The 23,623-nt window shown below is 52.8% G+C and carries 20 protein-coding genes and 4 tRNA genes; 20 read left to right on the top strand and 4 right to left on the bottom strand.

Annotated elements, in window-relative coordinates; translation table 11 throughout:
- Positions 1-28 precede the first annotated feature (28 nt).
- Positions 29-334: a YfcL family protein gene (locus CWE12_RS04440; protein WP_126788433.1), complete on the top strand. Its 306-nt coding sequence runs from the start codon at positions 29-31 to the stop codon at positions 332-334.
- Here CWE12_RS04440 and mnmC read toward each other — a convergent pair.
- On the bottom strand, positions 298-2,220 hold the full coding sequence (gene mnmC / locus CWE12_RS04435; RefSeq protein ID WP_126788432.1) for a bifunctional tRNA (5-methylaminomethyl-2-thiouridine)(34)-methyltransferase MnmC2/FAD-dependent 5-carboxymethylaminomethyl-2-thiouridine(34) oxidoreductase MnmC1: 1,923 nt from the start codon (positions 2,218-2,220) through the stop codon (positions 298-300). The genes CWE12_RS04440 and mnmC overlap by 37 nt on opposite strands.
- Positions 2,221-2,383: 163 nt before the next feature.
- Between mnmC and fabB the strand changes: the two genes are divergently transcribed.
- From fabB to purF, 10 genes are all read left to right on the top strand, one after another.
- On the top strand, positions 2,384-3,598 hold the full coding sequence (fabB, locus tag CWE12_RS04430) for a beta-ketoacyl-ACP synthase I (protein WP_126788431.1): 1,215 nt from the start codon (positions 2,384-2,386) through the stop codon (positions 3,596-3,598).
- Between the two features lie 124 nt (positions 3,599-3,722).
- Positions 3,723-4,859 (top strand): 4-phosphoerythronate dehydrogenase, encoded by a 1,137-nt coding sequence (locus CWE12_RS04425; RefSeq protein WP_198675681.1) that lies wholly within the window; start codon positions 3,723-3,725, stop codon positions 4,857-4,859.
- A 14-nt stretch (positions 4,860-4,873) separates the two neighbouring features.
- Positions 4,874-5,890, top strand: coding sequence for an aspartate-semialdehyde dehydrogenase (locus tag CWE12_RS04420; protein ID WP_126788429.1), 1,017 nt, complete (start codon positions 4,874-4,876; stop codon positions 5,888-5,890).
- Positions 5,891-6,080: 190 nt separating this feature from the next.
- The gene (locus CWE12_RS04415; protein ID WP_126788428.1) at positions 6,081-8,291 is read left to right on the top strand and encodes a FimV/HubP family polar landmark protein; all 2,211 of its coding nucleotides are present in this window, start codon (positions 6,081-6,083) and stop codon (positions 8,289-8,291) included.
- A gap of 67 nt (positions 8,292-8,358) precedes the next feature.
- Positions 8,359-9,138 (top strand): tRNA pseudouridine(38-40) synthase TruA, encoded by a 780-nt coding sequence (truA, locus tag CWE12_RS04410; protein ID WP_126788427.1) that lies wholly within the window; start codon positions 8,359-8,361, stop codon positions 9,136-9,138.
- Between the two features lie 123 nt (positions 9,139-9,261).
- Complete coding sequence (gene accD / locus CWE12_RS04405; RefSeq protein WP_126788426.1) at positions 9,262-10,140, top strand: acetyl-CoA carboxylase, carboxyltransferase subunit beta; 879 nt, start codon at positions 9,262-9,264, stop codon at positions 10,138-10,140.
- Between the two features lie 5 nt (positions 10,141-10,145).
- On the top strand, positions 10,146-11,417 hold the full coding sequence (folC, locus tag CWE12_RS04400) for a bifunctional tetrahydrofolate synthase/dihydrofolate synthase (RefSeq protein WP_126788425.1): 1,272 nt from the start codon (positions 10,146-10,148) through the stop codon (positions 11,415-11,417).
- A 4-nt stretch (positions 11,418-11,421) separates the two neighbouring features.
- On the top strand, positions 11,422-11,997 hold the full coding sequence (locus CWE12_RS04395; RefSeq protein WP_126788424.1) for an SPOR domain-containing protein: 576 nt from the start codon (positions 11,422-11,424) through the stop codon (positions 11,995-11,997).
- Between the two features lie 2 nt (positions 11,998-11,999).
- A complete protein-coding gene (locus CWE12_RS04390; protein WP_126788423.1) occupies positions 12,000-12,491 on the top strand; it encodes a CvpA family protein in 492 nt (163 codons plus the stop codon).
- Positions 12,492-12,504: 13 nt separating this feature from the next.
- Positions 12,505-14,016 (top strand): amidophosphoribosyltransferase, encoded by a 1,512-nt coding sequence (purF, locus tag CWE12_RS04385; protein ID WP_126788422.1) that lies wholly within the window; start codon positions 12,505-12,507, stop codon positions 14,014-14,016.
- Between the two features lie 92 nt (positions 14,017-14,108).
- Here purF and astB read toward each other — a convergent pair whose 3' ends face one another.
- A complete protein-coding gene (gene astB, locus CWE12_RS04380) occupies positions 14,109-15,446 on the bottom strand; it encodes an N-succinylarginine dihydrolase (protein ID WP_126788421.1) in 1,338 nt (445 codons plus the stop codon).
- Between the two features lie 291 nt (positions 15,447-15,737).
- Between astB and topA the strand changes: the two genes are divergently transcribed.
- The 4 genes from topA to CWE12_RS04360 all read left to right on the top strand — a co-directional run bounded on the left by topA (position 15,738) and on the right by CWE12_RS04360 (position 20,997).
- Positions 15,738-18,440, top strand: a complete 2,703-nt coding sequence (topA, locus tag CWE12_RS04375) for a type I DNA topoisomerase (protein WP_126788420.1) — start codon at positions 15,738-15,740, stop codon at positions 18,438-18,440.
- Positions 18,441-18,512: 72 nt separating this feature from the next.
- Positions 18,513-18,890, top strand: a complete 378-nt coding sequence (locus CWE12_RS04370; protein WP_126788419.1) for a hypothetical protein — start codon at positions 18,513-18,515, stop codon at positions 18,888-18,890.
- Positions 18,887-20,389: a hypothetical protein gene (locus CWE12_RS04365; RefSeq protein WP_126788418.1), complete on the top strand. Its 1,503-nt coding sequence runs from the start codon at positions 18,887-18,889 to the stop codon at positions 20,387-20,389. Before CWE12_RS04370 ends, CWE12_RS04365 begins: the two co-directional genes overlap by 4 nt.
- Positions 20,386-20,997 carry a hypothetical protein gene (locus CWE12_RS04360; protein WP_126788417.1) on the top strand — a complete coding sequence of 204 codons (612 nt, stop codon included), beginning with the start codon at positions 20,386-20,388 and terminating at the stop codon, positions 20,995-20,997. The genes CWE12_RS04365 and CWE12_RS04360 overlap by 4 nt, the downstream gene beginning before the upstream one ends.
- Here the strand turns inward: CWE12_RS04360 and folD are convergent.
- Positions 20,994-21,863, bottom strand: a complete 870-nt coding sequence (gene folD / locus CWE12_RS04355) for a bifunctional methylenetetrahydrofolate dehydrogenase/methenyltetrahydrofolate cyclohydrolase FolD (protein WP_126788416.1) — start codon at positions 21,861-21,863, stop codon at positions 20,994-20,996. The genes CWE12_RS04360 and folD overlap by 4 nt on opposite strands.
- A 286-nt stretch (positions 21,864-22,149) precedes the next feature.
- On the opposite strand from folD, the gene CWE12_RS04350 reads away from it, so the two are divergent.
- From CWE12_RS04350 to CWE12_RS04335, 4 genes are all read left to right on the top strand, one after another.
- A tRNA-Pro gene (locus tag CWE12_RS04350) sits at positions 22,150-22,226 on the top strand.
- Between the two features lie 30 nt (positions 22,227-22,256).
- Positions 22,257-22,333: transfer RNA gene (locus tag CWE12_RS04345), tRNA-Arg, on the top strand.
- A gap of 58 nt (positions 22,334-22,391) precedes the next feature.
- Positions 22,392-22,467 (top strand) — tRNA-His (locus tag CWE12_RS04340).
- Between the two features lie 12 nt (positions 22,468-22,479).
- Positions 22,480-22,556 (top strand) — tRNA-Pro (locus CWE12_RS04335).
- Between the two features lie 51 nt (positions 22,557-22,607).
- On the opposite strand, the gene CWE12_RS04330 is transcribed toward CWE12_RS04335, so the two are convergent.
- The gene (locus CWE12_RS04330) at positions 22,608-23,201 is read right to left on the bottom strand and encodes a DUF1415 domain-containing protein (RefSeq protein ID WP_275540975.1); all 594 of its coding nucleotides are present in this window, start codon (positions 23,199-23,201) and stop codon (positions 22,608-22,610) included.
- Between the two features lie 179 nt (positions 23,202-23,380).
- Here CWE12_RS04330 and CWE12_RS04325 point away from each other — a divergent pair, with 179 nt between their 5' ends.
- Positions 23,381-23,617, top strand: a complete 237-nt coding sequence (locus tag CWE12_RS04325; RefSeq protein WP_126788414.1) for a hypothetical protein — start codon at positions 23,381-23,383, stop codon at positions 23,615-23,617.
- Positions 23,618-23,623 lie beyond the last annotated feature (6 nt).

Raw genomic sequence — 23,623 nt, 5'->3', positions numbered from 1 at the left:
CAATGCTTAACATAGGAACGCAGTAGCCATGAGCCAACCCTTAGCAGAATCTAATGCACGAAACCTGGATGAACTTTTAGAGCAAATTGAACCCGTTTTTGACGATGTGGTGATAGACGGCAGCGACGATGAATTGTTTGCCAGCGGCTATTTGCGAGGTCACTTCGATTTGGTGGCGGCGCAGTTGAGCTTGCAGGGTGAACAACAAGGCGACTCGTTATGGCCTGCGCTGGAGAAAGCTATTGCTGATGCCAGTCATGAGCTGACACCAGCGGATCAGATTCACGTCGAAAACCTCTATCTCAAGCTGCGCGCTCGCGCGGGACTTGCCTGAGCCCGATTTAGTAAGCGGCTACTGTCAATGGCACGTTGAACGCGGTGGGTCGTGGCGCCCGGCAGGCCAAAGATACGGTCAACCAAATGACGCGCGCACCAGGGCGCGCTGGTAAAGCCGCGCGAGCCTAATCCGCCTAGTACCCAGACCCCGGGTGGTGCGTGCGGCAGCTGGCCGACCAGCGGCAGGTGATCGGCGGTGGTCGCGCGAACACTGGCTCGCGCTGCAACACAGTCGCTCTCGGTTATCGCTAAGGGTAAATAACGTTCGCTTAGTGCAATGTTTGCCGCATCGTGATCCGCGTGGACTTGATAGTCTGTTTCGCCGCTGGCTAATTTGGTGAAGGTAGCGCCGAGGCAGTGCTGACCTGAATCCGCCGGGGTCAGGTAGCCTTTGTGGCAAATCACGGCTTTTAGCGCGGCCGTCGCGACCGTTGCCTTGATCTGAGTAACCTGTCCGGCGGCGGGCCTGATATCAAGTTGATTGTGGTTTAATTGCTGAAGGTTAGCTCCGCTCGCCCAGATCACCTGCTCAGCGTGCATAGTGCCTTGACTGGTCTCGATGGAAAATCCAGCCTGCTGTTTTTCAACCTGCTCTACCCGGGTATTCAGGTGCAATTCGTCGACGGCTTCAGAAATAAGTTGTTCGACCAGGCGCGCAGGGTTGAGCCAACCAGCCGAGGGCAGCCAGAGCCCACCGCTGCTGCACTGTATGCCGCTGATAGCCGACGCCTGAGTGGCATCCACTAACGTAGCGAAGTCGGCGGGATAATAGCTACGCTGCATACTATGGTGCTGGCGGGTTGCCATTTTCTCATTGAAGGCGAGCTGCAGTACGCCGCTCCAGTGGCATAACGATGGTGCATGCTGTTGATAGAATTGGCGTGCGTAAACAAATGCCTGGGTGTAGAACTCAGTAGTTGGGGTAAAATCCGCCTGCAGTAACGGATAGACCGCACCCTGGGCATTGCCGGATGCGCCCGCAGCCAGGGTCGAGTCCTGGCACAGCAGAATAATTTTAAGACTGTTCTTGTCGCCGCTACTATACCGTTGGCGGTATGCCTTAAGCTCCTGAGCCACACTCGCTGCGGCGATGCCACCACCGATAACGGCGATGGTTTGTGGCACTGATTTTTTTTGCAGTGCTCGCAGCTTGGGTGACTGTGGTTGCACCCGACTGCCAACCAGCATTTCCCGTTTATGGCCGAACCCTTTCTGTTTGCGCATCGCAAAGCCCGCATCCTGCAAGCCCCGGCGGACTTTGCCGACGGACGTGAAAGTGGCTAGTGTACAGGTGTCCGCTGCAGCTGCAGCCATTGCCTGATACAAGTCAGGCTGCCACATTTGTGGGTTTTTACTGGGCGCAAACCCGTCCAGATACCAGGCGTTGACCACCTTCGGATTCGCAACCTGCCAGGCTGGCAGAGCGTCCAGTATTTCACCGAAATGCAAATCCAGAGTAATACGCGGATGTAAATTCAGCCGGTGACAGCCTCTGACCAGCGGCGGGTAACAGCTAACGAGTTGCTCCACCAGCGCTTGCAATTGCGGCCAATGTTGCAATGCCTGGCGGATGCTGGCGCTGGTCATGGGGTAACGTTCGAAGCTGACTAAATGCAAATGAGCGTCGGCTGGCGCATGGCGTAAAAATTCAAAGGCGGTCAACAGCATATTGAGACCGCTGCCAAAGCCAGTTTCGGCGACCACGAACGGTGTGCCGGCGGGCAGATTGCGAAAACGTTGAGGTAGCCGGTTGCCCTGCAGGAAAACGTAATGACTTTCGGCCAGGCCATCCTGATTGGAAAAATAAATATCATCAAAGAGATCGGATATTGGCATGCCTGATTGGTTGAAATGGATGGCGGCAGGCTGAATAGAATGACTCAAAATATAGCCCCAGCGGTTAGGCGAAAATCCAGTAAATGTCAGCGTTATAGCAACGCAGGAGACAGCGTCGGAAAGCTCAGCTAAGCTGACCACTCAACGCGACCATTTTCGTTTGCTACTGAACGCGCTATGATACCGACAAATTGTAAGATAGGACAATAGAATGAGACGTGCAGTTATTACTGGCCTTGGTGTGGTATCAAGCATTGGTAACAACCAGGAAGAAGTTCTTGAATCATTGAGAACAGGCCGCTCGGGCATTACCCGCTCGGAAAGCTTTGCTGAAATGGGCTTACGTTGTCAGGTTTGGGGCGACGTGAAACTGGATGTGAACGAACTTATTGACCGCAAAGCTAAGCGGTTTATGGGTGATGCCGCAGCTTATGCATACATTGCGCTGGAGCAGGCATTAGCCGATGCTGGCTTAAGCGATGAAGAGATTTCCAATGAACGAACCGGTTTAGTGGTTGGTTCAGGTGGCGCCTCCGGCGAGCACCAGGTTGGAGCCGCGGATATTCTTCGCGAAAAAGGCGTTAAGCGTGTTGGCCCATACATGGTGCCACGTTGCATGGCGTCATCGACCTCAGCTTGTCTGGCGACACCGAAAAAAATTAAAGGTGTTAACTACTCGATTAGTTCAGCCTGTGCGACCAGTGCTCACTGCATTGGCCACGCGCTGGAGCTTATTCAGTTAGGTAAACAGGATCGTGTTTTCGCCGGTGGTGGTGAAGAGTTGCACTGGACGCTGGGTATGGAGTTCGACGCGATGGGTGCGTTGAGCACTAAATACAATGACACCCCTGAAAAAGCATCGCGAACCTACGATAAAAGCCGTGATGGATTTGTTCCTGCGGGCGGTGGCGGCATTCTGGTGGTTGAAGAGCTTGAAACTGCGCTGGCGCGTGGGGCAAAAATCTACGCTGAGATCGTGGGTTACGGTGCTACCTCTGATGGCTACGACATGGTCGCTCCGTCAGGTGAAGGCGCTGTACGTTGTATGAAAATGGCAATGCAGGATTTAGATGCGCCAGTTGATTACGTAAATACCCATGGTACCAGTACGCCGGTCGGTGACGTTAAAGAGCTGGAAGCGATTCGCCAGGTTTTCGGTGACAAGACACCCATGCTGAGTGCAACCAAAGCAATGACCGGGCATTCGTTAGGTGCGGCTGGTGTGCATGAAGCGATTTTCTCGTTGTTAATGATGCGCGATGGCTTTGTTGCCCCGTCAATTAATATTGATGATCTGGACGATGAAGCGGCTGGCATGGACATTGTGCGCGAGAGCAAAGCGGCCGACCTGAACCTGGTTATGTCAAATAGCTTCGGTTTTGGCGGCACTAACGCAAGTCTGGTATTTCGCAAATTTACCAGCTAAGCGTGAGCGCGGGAATTTAACAGCTAATTAAGACGATTTTTTATATAGTAAAAGGGCAGCCATGGCTGCCTTTTTTTATGAACTCAGGTGCGGCGCTACTGACGGGGAGTATCGAACGGTCATTATGAAATTTCTAATCGCGGACAATATTCCTTACGCCCCGCAGGTGTTTTCTGCGCATGGTGAGGTGGTCACGTTTAGCGGGCGTGAACCTGCGGACGACGAATTGCAGGACGCCGAGGTGCTGCTGGTTCGCTCGATCACCCGGGTGGATGACAGCCTTCTCGATAAAGCGGCGGCGCTTAAATTCGTCGGCACCGCGACTATTGGCACTGAACATATTGATACCGATGCCTTGCAGGCCCGCGATATTGCCTTTGCCAGTAGCCCGGGTGCGAATGCCGAATCGGTGGCTGAGTATGTTCTGACCGCGTTGCTGGCCGTGGCGCAAAAATATGCGCTGGCGCTGACTGGGCTCACCGCTGCCATTGTCGGTGCAGGTAACACGGGCAGCGCGACCGGACGCCGATTGCAGGCGCTGGGGTTAAATGTGGTGTATTACGATCCGCCCAGAGCCAGGCGTGAGGCCAGCTTTGTCAGTGCCAGTTTCGCGCAGGTATTGCAGGCAGATGTTATCAGCCTGCATGTGCCGATGGAGAAGGGCACCAACGACCCAACCTATCATATGTTCGGTGCAGCAGAACTTGCCCGCTTGTCTGCTCCGCAGATTCTGATCAATGCCTCGCGTGGCGCCGTGATCGATAACACCGCCTTGCGTCAACAATTGCAGGAGTCTGCGTCGGACAGGGTAAGGCTGGTCCTCGATGTATGGGAAGGAGAGCCCACCATCGACAGCGGATTGCTGGCGCTGGTTGATATCGCTACGCCGCATATTGCCGGACACAGTCTAAACGGCAAGGTGAACGGAACCCGGATGTTGTATGATGCCTGCGCCGAACAGTTTGGCTGGGGTGGACATCAACCTGAGTGGACGGCGCTGATGCCGACGCCACCCATGGTAAACTGGCACTGTCAGCAAATGCCAGAGCAAACGACCTTAACCCAGTGGCTTTTAAGCAACTATCCGATATGGCAGGATGACAGCCTGATGCGGCGTTATGGTCATAATGCGCAAGGTTTCGACCAGTTGCGGCGCGATTATGCGGTACGTTATGAATTGAAAAGTCATCGCCTGCAGTGCGGTGACGGTGTAAACGAGGCAACAAAGCAGCGTTTGCAGGAGTTAGGTTTTTTATTTTGAATTGAGGAATCACGATGTCTTTGTCGGTGAATGTAGCAGTATTAGGTGCAACTGGCCTGGTTGGTAAACAAATGATGGAATGTCTGGAAGAGCGTAAATTTCCGGTTAACAAACTGGTTCCATTGGCCAGTGCCCGTTCGGCAGGGCAGGAAGTTGAGTTTCGTGGTGAAAGCCTGACCGTTGAGGACGTTGAGGGCTTTGACTGGAGTGAGGTCGATATGGCCTTTTTCTCTGCCGGTGGCAGTGTCAGTGCGCAGTATGCGCCGATCGCTGCAGAGGCTGGATGTGTGGTGATCGATAATACTTCACATTTTCGCTATGAGCCGGACATCCCGCTGGTGGTGCCAGAGGTCAACGCCAGCGCACTGGCGGATTTTCGTAACCGCAATATCATTGCTAACCCGAACTGTTCAACGATTCAGATGCTGGTAGCGTTAAAGCCTATTCATGAGGCAGTCGGTATTGACCGTATTAACGTGTCGACATACCAGTCTGTATCTGGTGCGGGAGCGTCAGCAATGACTGAACTGGCAACCCAGACTGCTGAGTTACTGAATGGTAAACAACCGACCATTGAAGCCTTCAGCCGGCAGATCGCGTTTAACTGCATTCCGCAAATTGATGTGTTTCTAGACAATGATTACACCAAAGAAGAAATGAAAATGGTGTGGGAAACGCAGAAAATTTTTGCCGATACTGATATTCGGGTTAACGCGACAGCAGTCAGAGTGCCGGTATTTTTCGGTCACGCCGAAGCGATCCATCTGGAAACACGGCAGCCAATTGACGCGCAGCAGGTGAAAGATTTACTCCGTAACGCTGCAGGCGTTAAGTTAATGGATGAGCGCGAGCAGTTTCCAACCCAGGTCGGCGACTCGGCCGGACACGATGAGGTCTTTGTCGGCCGCGTACGCAATGATATCTCGCATCCGAATGGAATTAACCTGTGGGTGGTTGGTGACAATATCCGTAAAGGCGCAGCAACCAACAGTGTGCAAATCGGTGAGTGTTTACTACGTGACTACTGGTAGGGGGAGTGAGGCACATTAAAAAATGCGTCTGCTGAGTCAAATCAGCATATAGTTTTTTGTCCTGCTGCCGTTATAGAATCAGGTACGTGCCTGGTTTATAGTATGAGGTGCGTAGTGTGTTCTGGAACGGCCCACTGCCTTCGTCCGAAATTGGGCCCTTAGATAAAAATAAAACACATAGGGAATACTTATGAAATCTGGATCCGTGCTGCTCATCGTGCCGATGATTCTAGCTACCCTGAGCGCTTTTTCCGCTGCCGCGCAGCAAAGCGACCCGGTTGTTATTCGAGGGCCAGCAGGCTCGGAACAAAGTGATGTCCGCAACGGCAACGAACGTTATGGACCTATCACTAGTGCAGATACCTTATGGAGTATTGCCAGCCAGGCCCGACCGCATTCGAGTGTCACCGTGCAACAGGTGATGGCGGCCATTGTGCAGGCGAACCCGCATGCCTTTATTAATAATAATCCGAACGCCATGGAAACCGGATTTTTCCTGCGACTGCCTAGTTTGCAGGAAATCCAGATGGTTAACCCCGAGGCGGCCCGGCGCCAGATTGAGCTCGGTGACCAATTACAACAGAGTAACCGGCAGGTGCAGAACAACCGCCGTGAAGCCGATATTACGGCAGCGCAACGTAATAGTCTGCTAGCGCAAACCCGCACTGATGCGCAACAGGCATTAGAAGAAATTCGGGACAACTATGCAGAAGAATTCAGTGACCTTCGCCAGCGGTTAGCTCAGTCAATTGACAATACTGAATCTGTTTACGCTGCCAACGAAGAACTGCGCGAGCGCATTGATGCGATAGCCGTTGCCTTGGATCAGATTCAAACCAATATGGTTGATGAAAATGAGTTCCAGCAACAACTGCAGGCGCTGATGGAAGATCAGCAGGAACTGCGGATGCAACAGCAGGCGATGGAAGAAGTGGCGGAGGAAGAAGATCTCGCCAACCGCATCATGACTAATCCGTTAGCTCTGGGCCTTCTGGCATTTGTGCCTGCTTTATTGCTGATTATTATTGCTTCAATGGTATTGCGTCGACGCGGCCCGGCGATTGCGCCAGTAGCCGCGTCTGCGAGCGGTAGCAAAGCCACCACCGACAACGCGACTGCCGCCAGTATGATGGCCACCAGCGACGAGGATGAAGATGACTTCGAGCTGGACGAGGCGATGGCTGAATTTGATGACATGGATGATGATGACGGGGATGACCTGTCGGCACTGGAAGACGAAATGCTGGTGCCGGATGAAGACGATGACGACAGCATTCAGCTCGATGATGATATGGATGATCTTGATCTGAGTGAGTTTGATACGCTGGAAGAAGATTATCCACAGGACGATGCTGAGGACGACAAGCCGGCCACCACTGAAGACGATAGCAACAAGACCGATGCAGGTGATGACCTGGATGAAGGTGACAGCGAGCTGAGTCAGTCAGACCTCGATGACCTGTTTGCCGGTGGTGATGACGAGGATGACGCGGATGATTTAGTTAGCGATGACCCGTTTACAGCCACCGAAGAGGACGACAGCGATTCTGAAGGTCTTGATCTCGAAGACGACTCGCTGGACGTAGAAGGTCTTGACGAGGACGCCGCTGATGAGAGTGCTCTCGACGAAGTAAGCGACGATACAGAGAATGCAGGCGACCTCGATGAGGCCGACGGCGACGAAGCACAGCCAGTTGCCACCGCGACAGACGAGCCAGCGAAAGAAACTGAGGCGAGCGCCCCGGATGAGCAGGCGGACGATGAGTTGACGGACGAAGAAGAGCCGGCACCGGGTGAATTATTTGCTGCCGGTGACGACGATGACGAGCCTCTGGATCTGGATAACGAAAGCGATGACGATGAATTCGATTTCGATAAAATGATGGAAGATCTGGAAGACGATGATCTGGATGATGAAATCGATGAAGAGGATATCGAATCGCTGTTGGCTAAGTCCGATGCAATGGTTCAACAGTCACAGCAGGACGATGCGGAGGCCGCGACCGCGACCGAAACTGATAACGAAGAAGATGACCAGGCAACGGCCGACGAGCAACCTGCCGATGTCAAAGAATCAGAACAACTGGACGCTGAAGAGTCACTCGATTTTGATGACGACGAAGAGCAGAGCGATGATGAATTCCTCGAAATTGATGACATCATGGACGATGCGGATAGCACGGGTGGCGACGAGAGTGCGGAAGATGATGACCAGCAGTCAGAGTCTTCGCGCCACGCTGATGAAGAAGACAACTTAGCGGCTCAGCTTGATTTAGCTCGTGCGTATCTGGAAATGGAAGAAACAGAAGAAGCCCGACAGACCGTTGAAGCTGTGATTGCTCAGGCGTCTGATGAGCTGCTGGATGAAGCGAAAGAGTTGTTAGCCCGTATCGATAGTTAAACCGCGGAGCAAAATGCGTATAATGTGCGCCCAATCGAAATCGTAGTTTAATGAGGGCGTTATCACTATGCGCATTGCATTAGGGGTCGAGTACAGTGGCCAGCAGTATTACGGTTGGCAACGCCAGCAAGGCATGCCAACCGTGCAAGGCTGTCTGGAGAAAGCGCTAAGCAAAATTGCTGCCCATCCGGTGGGCGTTATCTGCGCCGGACGCACTGACGCAGGTGTCCATGCCACGGGGCAGGTGGTTCATTTTGACGTCGATGTGGACAGGGCCGAACCGGCCTGGACGTTAGGGGTGAATAGTAACCTGCCAAAAGACATCGCGGTACGCTGGATGCATCCGGTTAGTGACGATTTCGATGCGCGTTTTAGCGCGACCGCCCGCCGTTATCGCTATGTCATTTACAACAGTCCGACACGGCCGGGGATCCTTGCTGCTGGCGTGACTCATATTTATCACCAGCTCGATGTCCGACGGATGCAGCAAGCGGCCCCGGTATTGCTTGGTGAACACGATTTTAGCGCGTTCCGGGCGGCTCATTGCCAGTCCAATACGCCGTATCGCAACCTGCAGGAAATCGATGTTCAACAGCGCGGCGATTATATTCTGGTGGAAGTAAAGGCGAATGCGTTTTTGCACCATATGGTGCGTAATATCGTCGGTTCGTTGATAATGATAGGGCAAGGCGAGCAGCCCGTTGACTGGCTGGCGCAATTGCTGGAAGGACGAAACCGGACCCTGGCCGCAGCCACGGCAAAGCCAAATGGCTTGTATCTGGTTGATGTTACTTACCCTGAACACTTTGGGCTGCCGCGCTGGGCGTGGGGGCCATTATTCTGGTAGACCTGCCTGCATTACTCGACGAAACGGGGGTGCGGGCAACTACTAAGACCACTTTTTACTGCAATTTGACGGCGTAGTATGCTTTAATTGCCGCAGAATTAAGTATGTAAGGTTACGCAATTTATGAGCTGGATCGAAAAAATTCTTGCCAAACCGCAAGCCAATAAGCGCCGCAATATCCCGGAAGGGGTGTGGAGCAAATGCTCCGGCTGCGAGGCCATTCTCTACCGCGCAGATCTGGAACGTAACTTATCCGTTTGTCCGAAGTGTGGCCATCATATGCGAGTCACGGCTCGCGAGCGCCTGGATGGATTTCTCGATGCGGATGGCCGTGAGGAGCTGGGCGTTGACCTGGAACCACAGGACGTTCTTAAGTTCCGCGATTCAAAAAAATACAAAGATCGGATTGCCGCGGCGCAAAAAGCAACGGGTGAGAAAGACGCACTGGTGGCGATGCGCGGCAAGCTGAAAGGCATCCCAGTCGCCGCGGTTGCATTCGAATTCAACTTTATGGGCGGCTCGATGGCCTCCGTGGTTGGTGCTCGCTTCGTTAAAGCAGTAGAGTTATGCCTGGCTGAGAATATGCCGCTGGTATGTTTTGCCGCATCAGGCGGCGCCCGTATGCAGGAGGCGTTGTTCTCGCTGATGCAGATGGCCAAAACCTCAGCAGCGCTGGCGCGTATGAGCGAGAAAGGCTTACCTTATATTTCGGTACTGACTGACCCGACTATGGGTGGCGTGTCTGCGAGTCTGGCAATGCTTGGGGATGTTAATATCGGTGAACCTAAAGCCCTGATCGGGTTTGCCGGGCCACGGGTGATCGAACAGACCGTGCGTGAAACACTGCCCGCTGGTTTTCAGCGCAGTGAGTTTTTACTCGAACATGGCGCTATCGATATGATTGTAGATCGTCGCGACATGCGTGACCGGGTGGCGTCACTGCTTGCGAAAATGCAGGGACTGGATGCACCGGCAGAGCCGGTTGATACCTCTGAGTCCTGACTTGTATGAGCACAGAGTCCTCACTGCCTGAAGCTCGTACTGACTGGCAGCTGGCCGATTGGCTTGAGTATCTGCAACAGCAGCATCATAAAGAAATAGATCTCGGTTTAGAGCGCATTGGTCAGGTGGCCAATGCGCTTTCTGCTGCTAAACCTGCGCCTTTTGTTGTCACGGTCGCTGGCACCAACGGCAAAGGCTCGACGGTTCGCTACCTGGAACAGATGCTGTTAGCTGCTGGTCAACGCACAGCGACCTATACCTCCCCTCATTTTTTGCGTTACAACGAGCGCGTCCGTATTAATGGTCGTGAACTCGAGGATGCTGATCATTGTCGCGCCTTTGCGGCAGTTGAAGCAGCCCGTGGCAGCACCAGCCTGACCTATTTTGAATTTGCGACTCTGGCCGCTTTATGGCTGATTGAACAGCACTCGGTCGATATTGCAATTCTCGAAATCGGTCTCGGTGGGCGGCTTGATGCGGTTAATTTGGTTGAACCTGATGTCGCTGTGGTGACCACGGTCGGTATCGACCACGTTGAATTTTTAGGCAATGACCGCGAGCAAATAGGCTTTGAAAAAGCAGGGGTGTATCGCCCAGGGAAACCTGCGATATGTGCCGATCCTAATCCGCCTCAGCGGCTACTTGACCACGCACAGACCATTGGCGCCGACCTCATCTGCGTGAATACGGATTTCAGTTTTGAGCGCACGTCCGAAAACCACTGGTGCTATGTCAATCCGTCCCATCAGGTGATAATGGATAAGCTCCCGCTTCCTCAATTACCGCTGGTCAATGCGGCGACTGCCTTGACGGTGCTGCAGCATCTTCCGGTCATCCCTGATCGCGCAGCCATTGAAAAAGGGCTGTCAGAGGCTCGATTGCCTGGTCGGCTGGAGGTATTCAGCCAGTCGCCCTGCGTTATTCTTGATGTCGCACACAATCCTCATGCTGCCGCCTATCTTGCCTCGCAACTGAGTGAGCGCTGGCCGGGTAGGCGAGTACTGGCTGTGTGCGCCATGCTGAAAGATAAAGATATAGAAGGGACATTAGCCTGCCTCACCGATAAGGTGTCGACCTGGTATCTTGCCGCGACACCGGGGCCGCGCGGGGCATCTGCTGAAAGGCTGGCTGCTGCGCTGGCTGACCGTAAGGGTAAAACCTTTGCGACAGTGGCAAGCGCATATCAATCTGCACTAACAGATGCCGAAGAGGGTGATATCGTGTTATGCTTCGGCTCGTTTTTGACAATTCAGGCCATATACGAACTGGAGGGCTGAGCGCTTGGCAAGTCCGTTGCAAAATCGCATCGTAGGTACCGCTATTTTAGTCGCGTTAGCCGTTATTTTTCTGCCTGACTTACTGGACGGCGAAAAACGTTCGCGCGACGAGGCGTTGGAAACCATTCCACTGCGTCCTGCATTGACGGTCGAACAATCCACCGTTGAGTTCCCGGAAGATTTTGAAGAACGGGTCGATCAGGCTCAGCCAAGACCTGTGCAAGAAGAAGAGTTTTCCAGTCCACCTGAACCTGTTAGCGTTACGATTGGCCAGAATTCAGACGACAATGTAGACGACAATGCAAACGACGGGGGTGACCAGAACTCCGACATGCCAGCCTGGGTCGTTCGTCTCGGTGCATTTCGCAATACCGATAATGTTACACGTTTAGTCAACCAACTGCAGGACGAGGGGTATAATGCATTTAGCCGAACCGTCCGCGGAAATAATGGTGAATTGCAGGTGTTGATGGTCGGCCCCGATTTTGACCCTGAGCGTTTACGTGGCCAACTGGCGGAACTAAACGCACTGACAGGCCTCGAAGGTCAGCTCGTCCCCTATCAGCCAACACCGGAATAACTATGCTCTGGGTCGATTTTCTTATTTTAGGGTTGATTGCGCTATCTGCGCTGATCAGCCTGGTTCGCGGTTTCGTCAAAGAAGCCATGTCGCTGGCAGTCTGGATCGGCGCATTCTTTATCGCCAAACATTTTTATGCCGACCTCGCTTTGTATCTGGGCCGGATTGAGGATGACATGGTGCGCAATGCAACCGCCATTGCGATTCTCTTTGTGCTGACGTTGATTGTCGGTGCACTGCTCAATTTCATGCTTAGTCAGCTTGTGGTTAAAACAGGCCTGAGTGGCACGGACCGGGTATTAGGCTTGGTGTTTGGTGCGCTGCGCGGGGTGCTGATTATTAGTGCGCTGCTCTTCTTTGCCGACTCCTTTACCGACATGAGTGATGAAACCTGGTGGCAGGATTCCCGCCTTATCCCTCATTTTAAGATTTATATTCAGTGGTTCTTCAGTTATCTGGAGAACTCTTCAAGCTTTTTGCAACAAGACGTTTAGCGAGGACAAAAGCATGTGTGGTGTTGTTGGGATAGTAGGTAACCAACCAGTCAATCAGGCTTTGTATGATGGGTTAACCATGTTACAGCATCGTGGTCAGGATGCGGCGGGTATTATGACCATTGACGGTGGCACCTTGCGCTTGCGTAAAGGCAACGGTCTGGTGCGCGATGTATTCCATACACGCCATATGAAACGGTTATCGGGCCATGTTGGCATTGGCCACGTGCGGTACCCGACTGCAGGTTCGTCCAGTTCAGCCGAAGCTCAGCCATTTTATGTGAATTCACCATTTGGCATTGCGCTGGCACATAACGGCAATCTGACCAACGCTGAGGAACTGCAACAGTCGTTATTTGATTCAGCCCGGCGCCATATCAATACCACCTCAGATTCTGAGATCCTGCTCAATATCTTTGCCCACGAGCTTACCAAAACCGATGCGATGCAACTCACTGAAGAGCATATCTTTAAGACGGTAGCCGAAGTGCATCGTTTGACTCGCGGCGCCTATGCGGTGGTGGCGATGGTGATTGGACATGGCATGGTAGCGTTTCGTGACCCCTACGGCATTCGTCCGCTGGCGATCGGGAAGCGTGAAAACGAGCAGGGTACCGAGTACATGGTAGCCTCTGAAAGTGTGGCCATTGACGGCACCGGTTTTACTTACATGCGTGATGTAGAGCCAGGCGAAGCCATTTACATTACTGAGCAGGGTCAGCTATACAGCCGTCAGGTGGCAGACAACCCGGTGCATAATCCGTGTATTTTTGAGTATGTTTACTTTGCCCGTCCTGATTCATTTTTGGATGGGGTCTCAGTGTATGCGAGCCGCATTAATATGGGCCGCAAGCTGGGTGAGAAGATTAAGCGCGACTATGCAGATCTGGACATCGACGTTATCGTTCCGATCCCGGAGACAGCCTGTGATATCGCCCTGGAGATGTCGCGCGTGCTAAACCTGCCCTACCGGCAGGGTTTCGTTAAGAACCGCTACATTGGCCGTACCTTTATCATGCCGGGACAAACCCAACGGCGTAAATCGGTGCGTCGTAAGCTAAATGCGATTAGCGCCGAATTCAAAGGCAAGAACGTGTTGCTGGTGGATGACTCTATTGTACGTGGGACCACGTCTGAGCAGATCATTGAGATGGCGCGTGATGCTGGCGCGAAGAAAGTGTACTTCGCTTCTGCGGCACCGGAAATTCGTTTTCCGAACGTATATGGCATCGATATGCCGAGCGCCAACGAACTGATTGGTTATGGCCGTGAAGTCGATGAAGTGTGCAAAATTATTAAAGCAGATGGCCTGATTTACCAGGACCTAAGCGACCTGATTGCGGCAGTAGCGAGTGAAAACACCAAGCTCAAACGGTTTGAAACCTCGGTGTTCAATGGCCACTATGTGACTGGTGACGTGAGTCAGGGCTATCTGGATCGTCTCGATGCGGCGCGCAATGACTCGACGCGGGACGAAGAAGGCGAGGCAGAGACGAATCTGGAGCTGCATAATCTGGATGATTAGATGATTTAAAATCGCTAATTGAGCAGCACTAAAAAGGGCCCATAATTGGAATAATTATGGGCCCTTTTAAAATTTTCCCGCGCCGCGTGTTGCTAGTCCTGCTGGAACGGATAGACCGAGCCCAGGTGCATGAGCTGGGTCAGTTCGTCCAGTGCAGTACGCGACTCAAGCAGCAGCTGAGGATCCGCTAAATCGGCCACCGCTAACTCGTCGCGATAATGTTTATCTACCCACTGATTCAAACGTTCAAAGAGTGCATCATTCATCACCACGTGCGGATTGACGGCCTTTAGCTCTTCGTCATTCAGTGCCACGCGCAGTCGCAGGCAGGCCGGTCCGCCGCCATTGCGCATACTTTGTTTAACGTCGAAGTAACGCACATCGCTGATCGGGCCATTGCCGGCAGCAAGTTCCTGCAGGTAGGCGGACACGCCCGCATGCTCTTCACATTCGGTCGGCGCCACGATAATCATCTTGCCATCCGGTAGCGTGATTAACTGGGTATTGAACAGGTAGGTGTCGACTGCATCCTGCACACTAACCGCCGATGTTGGCACTTCGATGAAGTGCATCTGAGCGCCTAGTTTGCTTTCTATTTCGTGCAGTTTGCTGTGGGTATCGACAAAGGCCTGCTCGTGGTAGAACAACACATTCTGGTTGCCAACCGCGATCACGTCGTTGTGGAATACACCCTGATCGATGACATCCGGGTTCTGTTGCATAAATACCGTATTGTCGTCGCTCAGTCCATGTAAACGGGCCACTGCCTGAGAGGCCTCAAAGGTTTGCCGGGCAGGGAAGCGCTGTGGTGCCGGCTTGCTGCTATCGAAGGCGTAACGACCATAGACAAAGACCTCTACGCCGGCATTGCCATACTGCTGACAGAGGCGCGTATGGTTGGCTGCGCCCTCATCCCCGAAATGCTCATTGTCAGGTAAATGAAGGTGGTGTTCGAAGTAACGTGAGTTATTGAACATCGCCTTTAAAATGCGCCCGGTGGTTAAAGGTTCCAGTGAGCGGTGGAATTTATTGGTCAGGTTGGCCGGGGTAAAATGGACTTTGCCATTGGCAGTATCGGCACTGGGTGACACGGTGGCAGCGTTGGCTGTCCACATGCTTGATGCTGAGCAGCAAGCGCGATAAATAGCAGGCGCCTGGCTGGCTGCTTTGGCCAGAACGTCACCATCGTTGCCGGTAAATCCTAAGCGCCGCAGGGTATCAACATCCGGCCGTTCCTGCGGAGCAAGCACACCCTGGACCATGCCCATGTCATGCAGCGCTTTCATTTTGCGCAGACCCTGCTTGGCCGCAGAGCGCGGATTTGAGGCTGCCTGGGCATTGCTCAGCGACGCCACATTGCCAAACGACAAACCCGCGTAATTGTGCGTTGGGCCTACAAGACCGTCAAAATTGACTTCAAAATGCTGCATCTAGCTCGGCTCCCTAAAACAATTCAAATTTCCAACTGGGCCATTATACGTGTCTTCAGTCGCTTTGAAAGCCTTAATTGCCAAGGCCTGTAGCAGGATTGACCAAAGCTGGATAAGTATGCAAAGTGGCCGAATTTCCATCTATTGTGAAGACTGTGGGTTGTCACTCGGCTCGTTTACCGATATATCTTAAAAAAGGAATCAACTTACACATTCGCTTGAATAACCTGCAACGAGGGCTTATATAAGACCTCGTTGTTCTTTATTCCGACCAAAGAGTTTAATAACGCCATGGCAAAATCGCTCGTTATCGTCGAGTCTCCGGCAAAAGCAAAAACTATTAATAAGTACCTTGGCAACGACTTCATCGTGAAGTCGAGTGTCGGGCACGTGCGTGATCTGCCAACCCGAAGTGTGGAAAAGGCGCCGACTAAGTCGCCAGCTGAGGTGCGTAAGATGGCACCGGATGAGAAAGCTAAATACCGCGCAGAACGCGATTATATTAACCTGGTCGGGCGCATGGGGATCGACCCTGAGCATGGCTGGAAACCATACTATGAAGTGCTGCCGGGTAAAGAAAAGGTGGTCAAAGAATTACAAAGTCTGGCTAAAAAAGCCGATAAGGTTTATCTGGCAACGGATTTGGACCGCGAAGGGGAAGCCATTGCCTGGCACCTTAAAGAGCTGATTGGTGGGGATGAAGAGCGCTATCAGCGGGTGGTATTTAATGAGATCACCAAAAAAGCCATTCAGGATGCATTCGCACAGCCATCGGAGCTGAATGTGTCGCGTGTTGAAGCGCAGCAGACCCGGCGTTTTCTGGACCGTGTGGTCGGTTTCATGGTTTCGCCATTGCTGTGGAAAAAAATAGCCCGTGGCCTAAGTGCCGGGCGCGTGCAGTCAGTGGCTGTACGTTTAGTGGTGGAACGTGAACGGGAAATAAAAGCCTTTATTCCGGAAGAATTCTGGGACGTCCATGCGGACTTAACTGCGGCGCAAAAAGCGGACCTGCGGATGCAGGTTATGCGCTTTAACGGCTCGGCTTTCAAACCAACCAATGAAGCCATGGCAATGGCCGCTGTGGATGCGTTAAAAACGGCGTCGTATGCGGTTAGTGCGCGTGATGATAAGCCAACCAAAAGCCGTCCTACGGCCCCGTTCATTACCTCAACCTTACAGCAGGCGGCAAGTACCCGGCTGGGCTTTGGGGTGAAGAAAACTATGACCATGGCGCAGCGATTATATGAAGCGGGTTACATTACCTATATGCGAACCGACTCGACCCATTTGAGTCAGGATGCGCTGAGTAGCGTACGCAAGTTTATCGAAGATGAGTTTGGTCCTAAATATTTACCGGAAAAGCCTAACTTCTACGGCAAAAAGGCCAATGCACAAGAGGCGCATGAGGCCATTCGACCGTCTAATGTGATGATTAAATCAGGCACGTTACAAGGCATGGACCGTGATGCGGAGCGTTTGTACGAGCTTATCTGGCGCCAGTTTGTGGCCTGTCAGATGACGCCTGCCGAGTATGACTCGACCTCATTAACGGTCGCCGCTGGCGATTATGAGCTGAAAGCGCGCGGTCGAGTGATGCGCTTCCCTGGCTGGACCAAAGTACAGCCAGCAGGGAAACGAAAAGGCGAAGAGGACGCGTCACTGCCGGATGTAAAAGTAGGCGATACGCTGGCGCTTGAAGCACTGGATCCGCAGCAGCACTTTACCAAGCCACCAGCGCGTTTCTCTGAGGCCTCTCTGGTTAAAGAATTGGAAAAGCGCGGTATTGGTCGACCGTCGACTTACGCTTCGATCATTTCAACGATTCAGGATCGGGGCTATGTCCGGGTCGAACAACGACGCTTCTATGCCGAAAAAATGGGCGAGATCGTCACCGATCGGCTAACTGAAAACTTTGCTGAATTGATGAGTTATAACTTCACCGCGGAAATGGAACAGCGGCTGGATGATATCGCTGAAGGGAAGGCGGACTGGAAACAGGCGCTTGACCAGTTTTATGAAGACTTTAAAGGCCATCTGCATAAAGCTGAGCTACCGCCGGAAGACGGTGGCATGCGCAGCAACGAAATGGTCCTTACCGATATCGACTGTCCGAAATGTGGTCGCAAGATGGGTGTTCGTACCGCGTCGACCGGAGTCTTCCTGGGCTGCTCCGGGTACAACCTGCCACCCAAAGAACGCTGCACGCAGACCCTTAATCTGGTCTCCGGTGATGAAGCAGTGAAGGTGGACGAAGATAACGAAGAAGCCGAAGCGCTGGCTCTGCGGGCGAAGAAACGTTGCCCTCAGTGTGGAACCGCCATGGACAGCTACTTGCTGGATGAAAAACGCAAGTTGCATGTATGCGGTAATAATCCGGTCTGTGATGGTCATCTTATCGAGCAGGGTACGTTTAAGATCAAAGGGTACGATGGTCCGCTGATCGAGTGTGACCGCTGCGGCTCTGACATGCAGCTAAAAAGTGGCCGTTTTGGCAAGTACTTCGGGTGTACCAATGATGAATGCAAGAACACCCGTAAGTTATTGAAAAGTGGTGAAGCCGCGCCACCACGAGAAGACCCGGTACACCTGCCTGAGATGCCATGTGAGCAATCGGATGCCTATTTCGTGTTGCGGGATGGCGCCAGTGGCATCTTCTTGTCGGCCAGTACCTTCCCTAAATCGCGTGAGACCAGGGCGGTGACGGTCAAAGAACTGGTGCGCTTTAAGGATCGCCTGGCGGAAAAGTTTCATTACCTTGCTGAAGCACCCACTGAAGACAATGACGGCAACGATGCTGTGGTTCGCTTCAGTCGCAAGGAAAAGAAACAGTATGTGATGACAGAAGTGGATAAAAAGCCGACCGGCTGGCAGGCCCATTATGAGAACGGTGTCTGGAAACAGGTCGAAGGGAAGAAAAGCAGTCCGCGTAAAAAAGCCACAACGAAACGCAAAACCAGTACAAAGACGACAAAGCGTACGAAGAAAAGCAGCTAGTTCGATTGCGTGACTAGCTGTCACTAACTAAATTTGGGGTTCCGCTTATTATTTTCAGCAAGGAGCCTGCTGATGCACAAGTTCGCATGGATAGCGATTGTGGTCCCCCCAATGGTAGTGAGTCCCCGGGCACTCGCGCTCAGCGTGTGCCCTCCGTTAGTTATCCCTGCTATGGTCGCCAAAACGGTTGCAGAGCAGCCGCTGGTGACCTTCAGGTTGCGAGCCGGTCCTTTGCGCCCTCAGCTCGAGCGCTTGTTGCGTGAACATCTGCAAATTCAGCAGGTGGTCTGGACGGCAGCCAGCGACCAGCAGTGGCCATCGGATTACAGGTTAAAGGGTCAGCACGGGTTAGCCCTGGTTGAGCAACTGGCAACCCCCTATCAGCTTCAGGTGTCGTTGTACGCGAATCACATTGCGGTAGTCAGACCTGCCATGGAGCAGGCGCTGTGAACGGCGAGACGCGCGCAGGCGCGGTTGCGGTGATGATAGTGATACTCACAGGCTGCAGTGCCTCTAAAGGGTATCAGCAGGCGTATGCGCATGCTGAAGACAGTCTCGCTGCGGCCTATGCTGAGCCGCAACGCACAAGCAAACCTTCACTGGTGCAGCTGGATAGTGGTTTCTTTGTGCCTTCGTTACCGATGGACGGGCCTGAACCCGGCTGGGGACAGCAGTGGACCGAGTTCACCTTCGATGGTTATCCGTTGCAACAGGCACTGCGTGAACTGTTGTTACCGGAAGGGGTGAGTGTGCGTTTACTTGATCAGATTGACCCACAGCAGCCAGTAACTCTTGCTTTTTCCGGCACGTTGAGTGAGGCTTTGCAGCAAATTAGTTTGCTCACCGGGATTTATCTGCAGCAGGAGGCGCAGATGGTGACGGCGCGGCGCTTCGAGATGGCTGAGTTTGATGTCGCCTTTCTCGCCGGAACGACCAATTTTTTCCTCGGTGAAGATACGCCGGCACAGCGCACTACCACTCAGCAGTCGGTGTTGCAGACTGCTCCTGCAAGCGAAGATAGCAGCCAGTACCTCAACTTTACCAGTGAATCCTTATCGGTTTGGAATGATCTTGAACTGGCGCTGACCCTGTTGCTGTCTGCTGAAGGTGAGCTCGCTATTAACCAAAGTTCGACCTCGGTACTGGTACGGGACTACCCCCAATACGTGGAACAGGTGCGAGCGTACCTGTTGCAGCAAAATCAGCGTCTAACCCGGCAAGTAGCGGTTGACGTGCAGATTATCGACGTGTCGTTCAGCGATAGTCAGCAAGTCGGGATTGACTGGGATCTGATTTATCAGTCGACGTCAGGGAGCGGCATCGTCAACTTTGCCAGTTCGTTCGCTCAGTCTGCCGGTAGCATGAGCAATACCGCTGAGCTCGGTTATACCCGCCAGGGTGGCCGCTTTGACGGGTCTCAGGTACTCATCGACGCGTTGTCTGAGCAAGGTGTGGTTGAGGTGAGTACGCACCCACGGGTAGTCAGCCTGAATAATCAGATCGCCAAAATAGTGCTGCAGGACAATGCGACCTACCTGGCGTCAGCGGGCAGTACAGCCACCGCCAATGTTGGCAGTAGTGATCTGCTTATCCCCGGGGTGGTTACGACCGGCTTTGAATTGTACGTATTGCCGAAAGTGGCCAATCAGCAAGTGGTGATGCAACTGTCGACCAGTCTTTCTGATCTGATTGCGATTGATCAGATCACCTCTGGCGAAAAGACAATTCAAACTCCGCACACCAACCGCAAGAAATTTTTCATGAAAGCGATGGTCGCAGACGGTGAAACCCTGCTCATATCGGGGCTGCAAAACTCACGGCGCCACTGGCGTGAACAACGTAACCTGCTCAGTTTTCTGTTTGGTGGGCGCCGTGATACCACGCAGCTGCGCAGCGAAACCTTGCTTTTGCTGACCCCGCGTATTTTGCCCACCGCAGACGTGCTGTGAAGGCGGAGCGGGGGCAAAGCCTGGTTGAGACGCTGTGGGTGTTACCACTGGTGATGGTCATCGGCTTAGGAGGGATTCAGTTGTTATGGCTGTTTTTGTGCTTCCAGCTGGTACAGAGCACGGCTATGCACGTGGTACGTCAGGCTAGTTTAGATGGTTTCAATCGGTTGCGAACCTTTGAAGTAGTGGAGAAGCGGATGCGACCCATGCCCGGACGTGTGCTTCACGTACCTTTGGTTAAACGGGTTCACCCCAGTAATACTCAGATCCGTCGTTATGGGACGCTGGTTACAGACGAAGGACGGCGTTATTACCAGCTGGACACCGACTTTGCCCTGGCCCGACTGGATGCAATGCCCTTCGATGAGCGTCAGTTATGGCTTAGAGCGCGGACGCTGCAAATTGAGCTGGTTTGGTGCCAGCCACTGCAGGTACCTATGGTTGCCGACATGATCGGTTATTTTTTGCGTTACTCGCTGGATATTAACCAGCAGTACTGTAATCTGCAGCGGGTCGGGCGGGCACCCATGATGGCGGTAAAAGGAAAAGCAGCGGCTCAGTTACAGGCACCGCTGCGGGTTTCAATGACAGAGCTGGAGCAGGACTAGTGGTCGTTCAGTTCGACACAGGCTTGCAGGGTGTTTTCCATCAGACTGGCAACCGTCATCGGACCGACCCCACCTGGTACCGGGGTAATAAAACTGGCGCGCTGAGCGGCGCTTTCAAACTCCACATCCCCACATAAACGACCGTCTGGCATACGGTTGATGCCTACATCGATAACCACGGCGCCAGGTTTAATCCACTCGCCTGGAATAAACGCCGGGCGACCGACCGCGACGACCACGATATCCGCCTCGCGGACATGCTTTTCAAGGTTACTGGTGAAACGGTGACAAACCGTGGTGGTTGCGCCACCGAGCAGGAGTTCCAGGCTCATCGGGCGGCCAACAATATTGGAGGCACCGACAATGACGGCATGTTGCCCGTGCAGGTCGACGCCGGTCGAGGCAAGCAGGGTCATTATCCCTTTCGGTGTGCAGGGGCGAAGGACTGGTATACGTTGTGCGAGACGCCCAATATTGTATGGATGAAAGCCATCAACATCTTTGGTCGGTTTAATCCGTTCAATGATTTTGGTTGCATCAAGCCCTGCAGGCAGCGGCAGCTGGACTAAAATTCCGTCGATATCGGCGGCATCATTGAGTTCGTCGATAAGCGCTTCGAGCTGTTGCTGGCTGACAGTCACCGGCAGGTCATAGGCTTTGGAGACAAAACCGACTTCCTCACAGGCTTTACGTTTGCTGCCCACATAAACGTGTGAGGCGGGATCCTGACCCACCAGAACCACGGCCAGACCAGGCGCGCGATGGCCATCGGCGATATGCTTTGCTACTTGTTTTTTAACGTCCTGGCGAATGGTATGGGCGATGGCTTTGCCATCAATCAATGCTGCGTGTTCTGAATTTGCCATGTTGAGATGCCACCTGGTATCACTAAAAGGTATCGACGAGAGATCTATGCCGCTGATGGCTGAATATTGTTACAAAAAATCCGCAATAAGGACAGATAAAGGCAGCACTTTTGAGTAAAACTGGAGGAACCCTGAGCAGGTTGCTTCAAAAATAGGCTAACAAACAGTTTTCCGGAAAAAACGTTTGACGCTTCCTAAGCTTAACGGTAATATTCGCCCCCGTTGTCAGCCACGAATTGTTCCTTCGGGAAGCAGTGTCTGAAGCTGATAACGGGCGTAGAAAGTACGGCGATTAGCGCAGTTTGGTAGCGCACTTGGTTTGGGTCCAAGGGGTCGCAGGTTCAAATCCTGCATCGCCGACCACTTTCTTCAGTGAGCTGGAGGACGTGCAGCGCGCCCGTAGCTCAGTTGGATAGAGCAACGGCCTTCTAAGCCGTCGGTCGCAGGTTCGAATCCTGCCGGGCGTGCCAGTCACTCTATACTTGCGCGGCCACGGCAACGCGATTCAGCGATCAGAACAACCCTGTGGTGGGTGTAGCTCAGTTGGTAGAGCCCCGGATTGTGATTCCGGTTGTCGTGGGTTCGAGTCCCATCATCCACCCCATTTCCTATTTGTCGGCGATTAGCGCAGTTTGGTAGCGCACTTGGTTTGGGTCCAAGGGGTCGCAGGTTCAAATCCTGCATCGCCGACCATCTTTACTCTTCCTGTTATCTACTTCCTCTTGTGTTTCACTATCTGGTTTTCTAATCGGTATTCTCGTTTTCGTGTTTTTTCGGCGCCTCGCATAAAGCAAGAAATTGTTGCTGCATCTTGTCGAGACCTAGCTGTCTTAATTTTTTGATATTGTCTGCCGGGATCTGATCAGCCTGTTTATGTGCCCGAATTGCCCGTTCTAACGAGGCTTCGCGGAGCAAATGCAGGCATGCATGAGGCGCGCGATTGGTGTAATTGGCGGCGTCTGACTGATCACTGTCGGCAAAGATATACTCAGGGTGGAAGTGGGCAACCTGATAGGTCCCGGTAAAACCTTCAAGCGCTATGATCTGTTCTGCATACCCAGCGGTATTAAGGAAAGCTTCGAAGCTGTCATCCAGTTGCGGTAAAATTAGCAGCGTCGTTTCCAGCTCACTGTCATCTTGCAACAGATTCAGCTCAGCGAGCAGGGCATCATAAAACTCATCGTCACTGCTAAATGCCAAAGGTTGATAACGAATACTCGCGCGCTCGACTTCGCGTCTGGCAAAGGGGCAAATATTCAAAGGCACAATAAATGCCTCGACCCAATGGCGAGTTTTCGCTATTGCTTCGCTGTCTGAACTTGATAGTATTTTTGGCAAAATAGATCTGAATCGCAAAATTTGTGGCGTTGGGCGCAGAGAGTATTACGCAATCGGTAGTGAGTAAAGTAAGCTAGTGGGAGAAATAGCGGGAACTTGTTATCGATGGTTGCTAAGTGCTTGAATTCTGCTTAACTAATAGATAGATACGTTTAGCAACTAAGACATCGAGGCAGGTTATGGATATTGAAAAAGTGGTTCAAAGTCCGTCAGATTATTTCTCGGCACCCGCAGAAGTGGCAACTGAGCCAGCACTCTCGTTAGAGCAAAAAATCCGCGTTCTGGAAAGCTGGGAACTGGATTCAAACCGACTATTAACCTCTGGCTCGGAGAATATGCCGGGGGATGAACATGAAGAAATTTCCACCCAACTACAAGACATACGAAAGACCCTGAGCGACTTGCGCGGCGACTGATTCGCC

It is taken from the genome of Aliidiomarina sedimenti, assembly GCF_003986955.1.
GTDB classification, from domain to species: Bacteria; Pseudomonadota; Gammaproteobacteria; order Enterobacterales; family Alteromonadaceae; genus Aliidiomarina; species Aliidiomarina sedimenti.
The sequence above is the reverse complement of the archived record's forward strand: the minus strand, read 5'-3'. Positions and strand labels throughout refer to the sequence as shown.

Excerpts from the sequence above, each read along its gene's own strand:
- purF (WP_126788422.1), top strand. The coding sequence starts at position 12,505 with ATGTGTGGTGTTGTTGGGATAGTAGGTAACCAACCAGTCAATCAGGCT.
- CWE12_RS04440 (WP_126788433.1), top strand. The coding sequence starts at position 29 with ATGAGCCAACCCTTAGCAGAATCTAATGCACGAAACCTGGATGAACTT.
- CWE12_RS04425 (WP_198675681.1), top strand. The coding sequence starts at position 3,723 with ATGAAATTTCTAATCGCGGACAATATTCCTTACGCCCCGCAGGTGTTT.
- truA (WP_126788427.1), top strand. The coding sequence starts at position 8,359 with ATGCGCATTGCATTAGGGGTCGAGTACAGTGGCCAGCAGTATTACGGT.
- accD (WP_126788426.1), top strand. The coding sequence starts at position 9,262 with ATGAGCTGGATCGAAAAAATTCTTGCCAAACCGCAAGCCAATAAGCGC.
- fabB (WP_126788431.1), top strand. The coding sequence starts at position 2,384 with ATGAGACGTGCAGTTATTACTGGCCTTGGTGTGGTATCAAGCATTGGT.
- CWE12_RS04370 (WP_126788419.1), top strand. The coding sequence starts at position 18,513 with ATGCACAAGTTCGCATGGATAGCGATTGTGGTCCCCCCAATGGTAGTG.
- CWE12_RS04415 (WP_126788428.1), top strand. The coding sequence starts at position 6,081 with ATGAAATCTGGATCCGTGCTGCTCATCGTGCCGATGATTCTAGCTACC.
- CWE12_RS04420 (WP_126788429.1), top strand. The coding sequence starts at position 4,874 with ATGTCTTTGTCGGTGAATGTAGCAGTATTAGGTGCAACTGGCCTGGTT.
- topA (WP_126788420.1), top strand. The coding sequence starts at position 15,738 with ATGGCAAAATCGCTCGTTATCGTCGAGTCTCCGGCAAAAGCAAAAACT.
- folC (WP_126788425.1), top strand. The coding sequence starts at position 10,146 with ATGAGCACAGAGTCCTCACTGCCTGAAGCTCGTACTGACTGGCAGCTG.
- CWE12_RS04390 (WP_126788423.1), top strand. The coding sequence starts at position 12,000 with ATGCTCTGGGTCGATTTTCTTATTTTAGGGTTGATTGCGCTATCTGCG.
- astB (WP_126788421.1), bottom strand. The coding sequence starts at position 15,446 with ATGCAGCATTTTGAAGTCAATTTTGACGGTCTTGTAGGCCCAACGCAC.
- folD (WP_126788416.1), bottom strand. The coding sequence starts at position 21,863 with ATGGCAAATTCAGAACACGCAGCATTGATTGATGGCAAAGCCATCGCC.
- CWE12_RS04325 (WP_126788414.1), top strand. The coding sequence starts at position 23,381 with ATGGATATTGAAAAAGTGGTTCAAAGTCCGTCAGATTATTTCTCGGCA.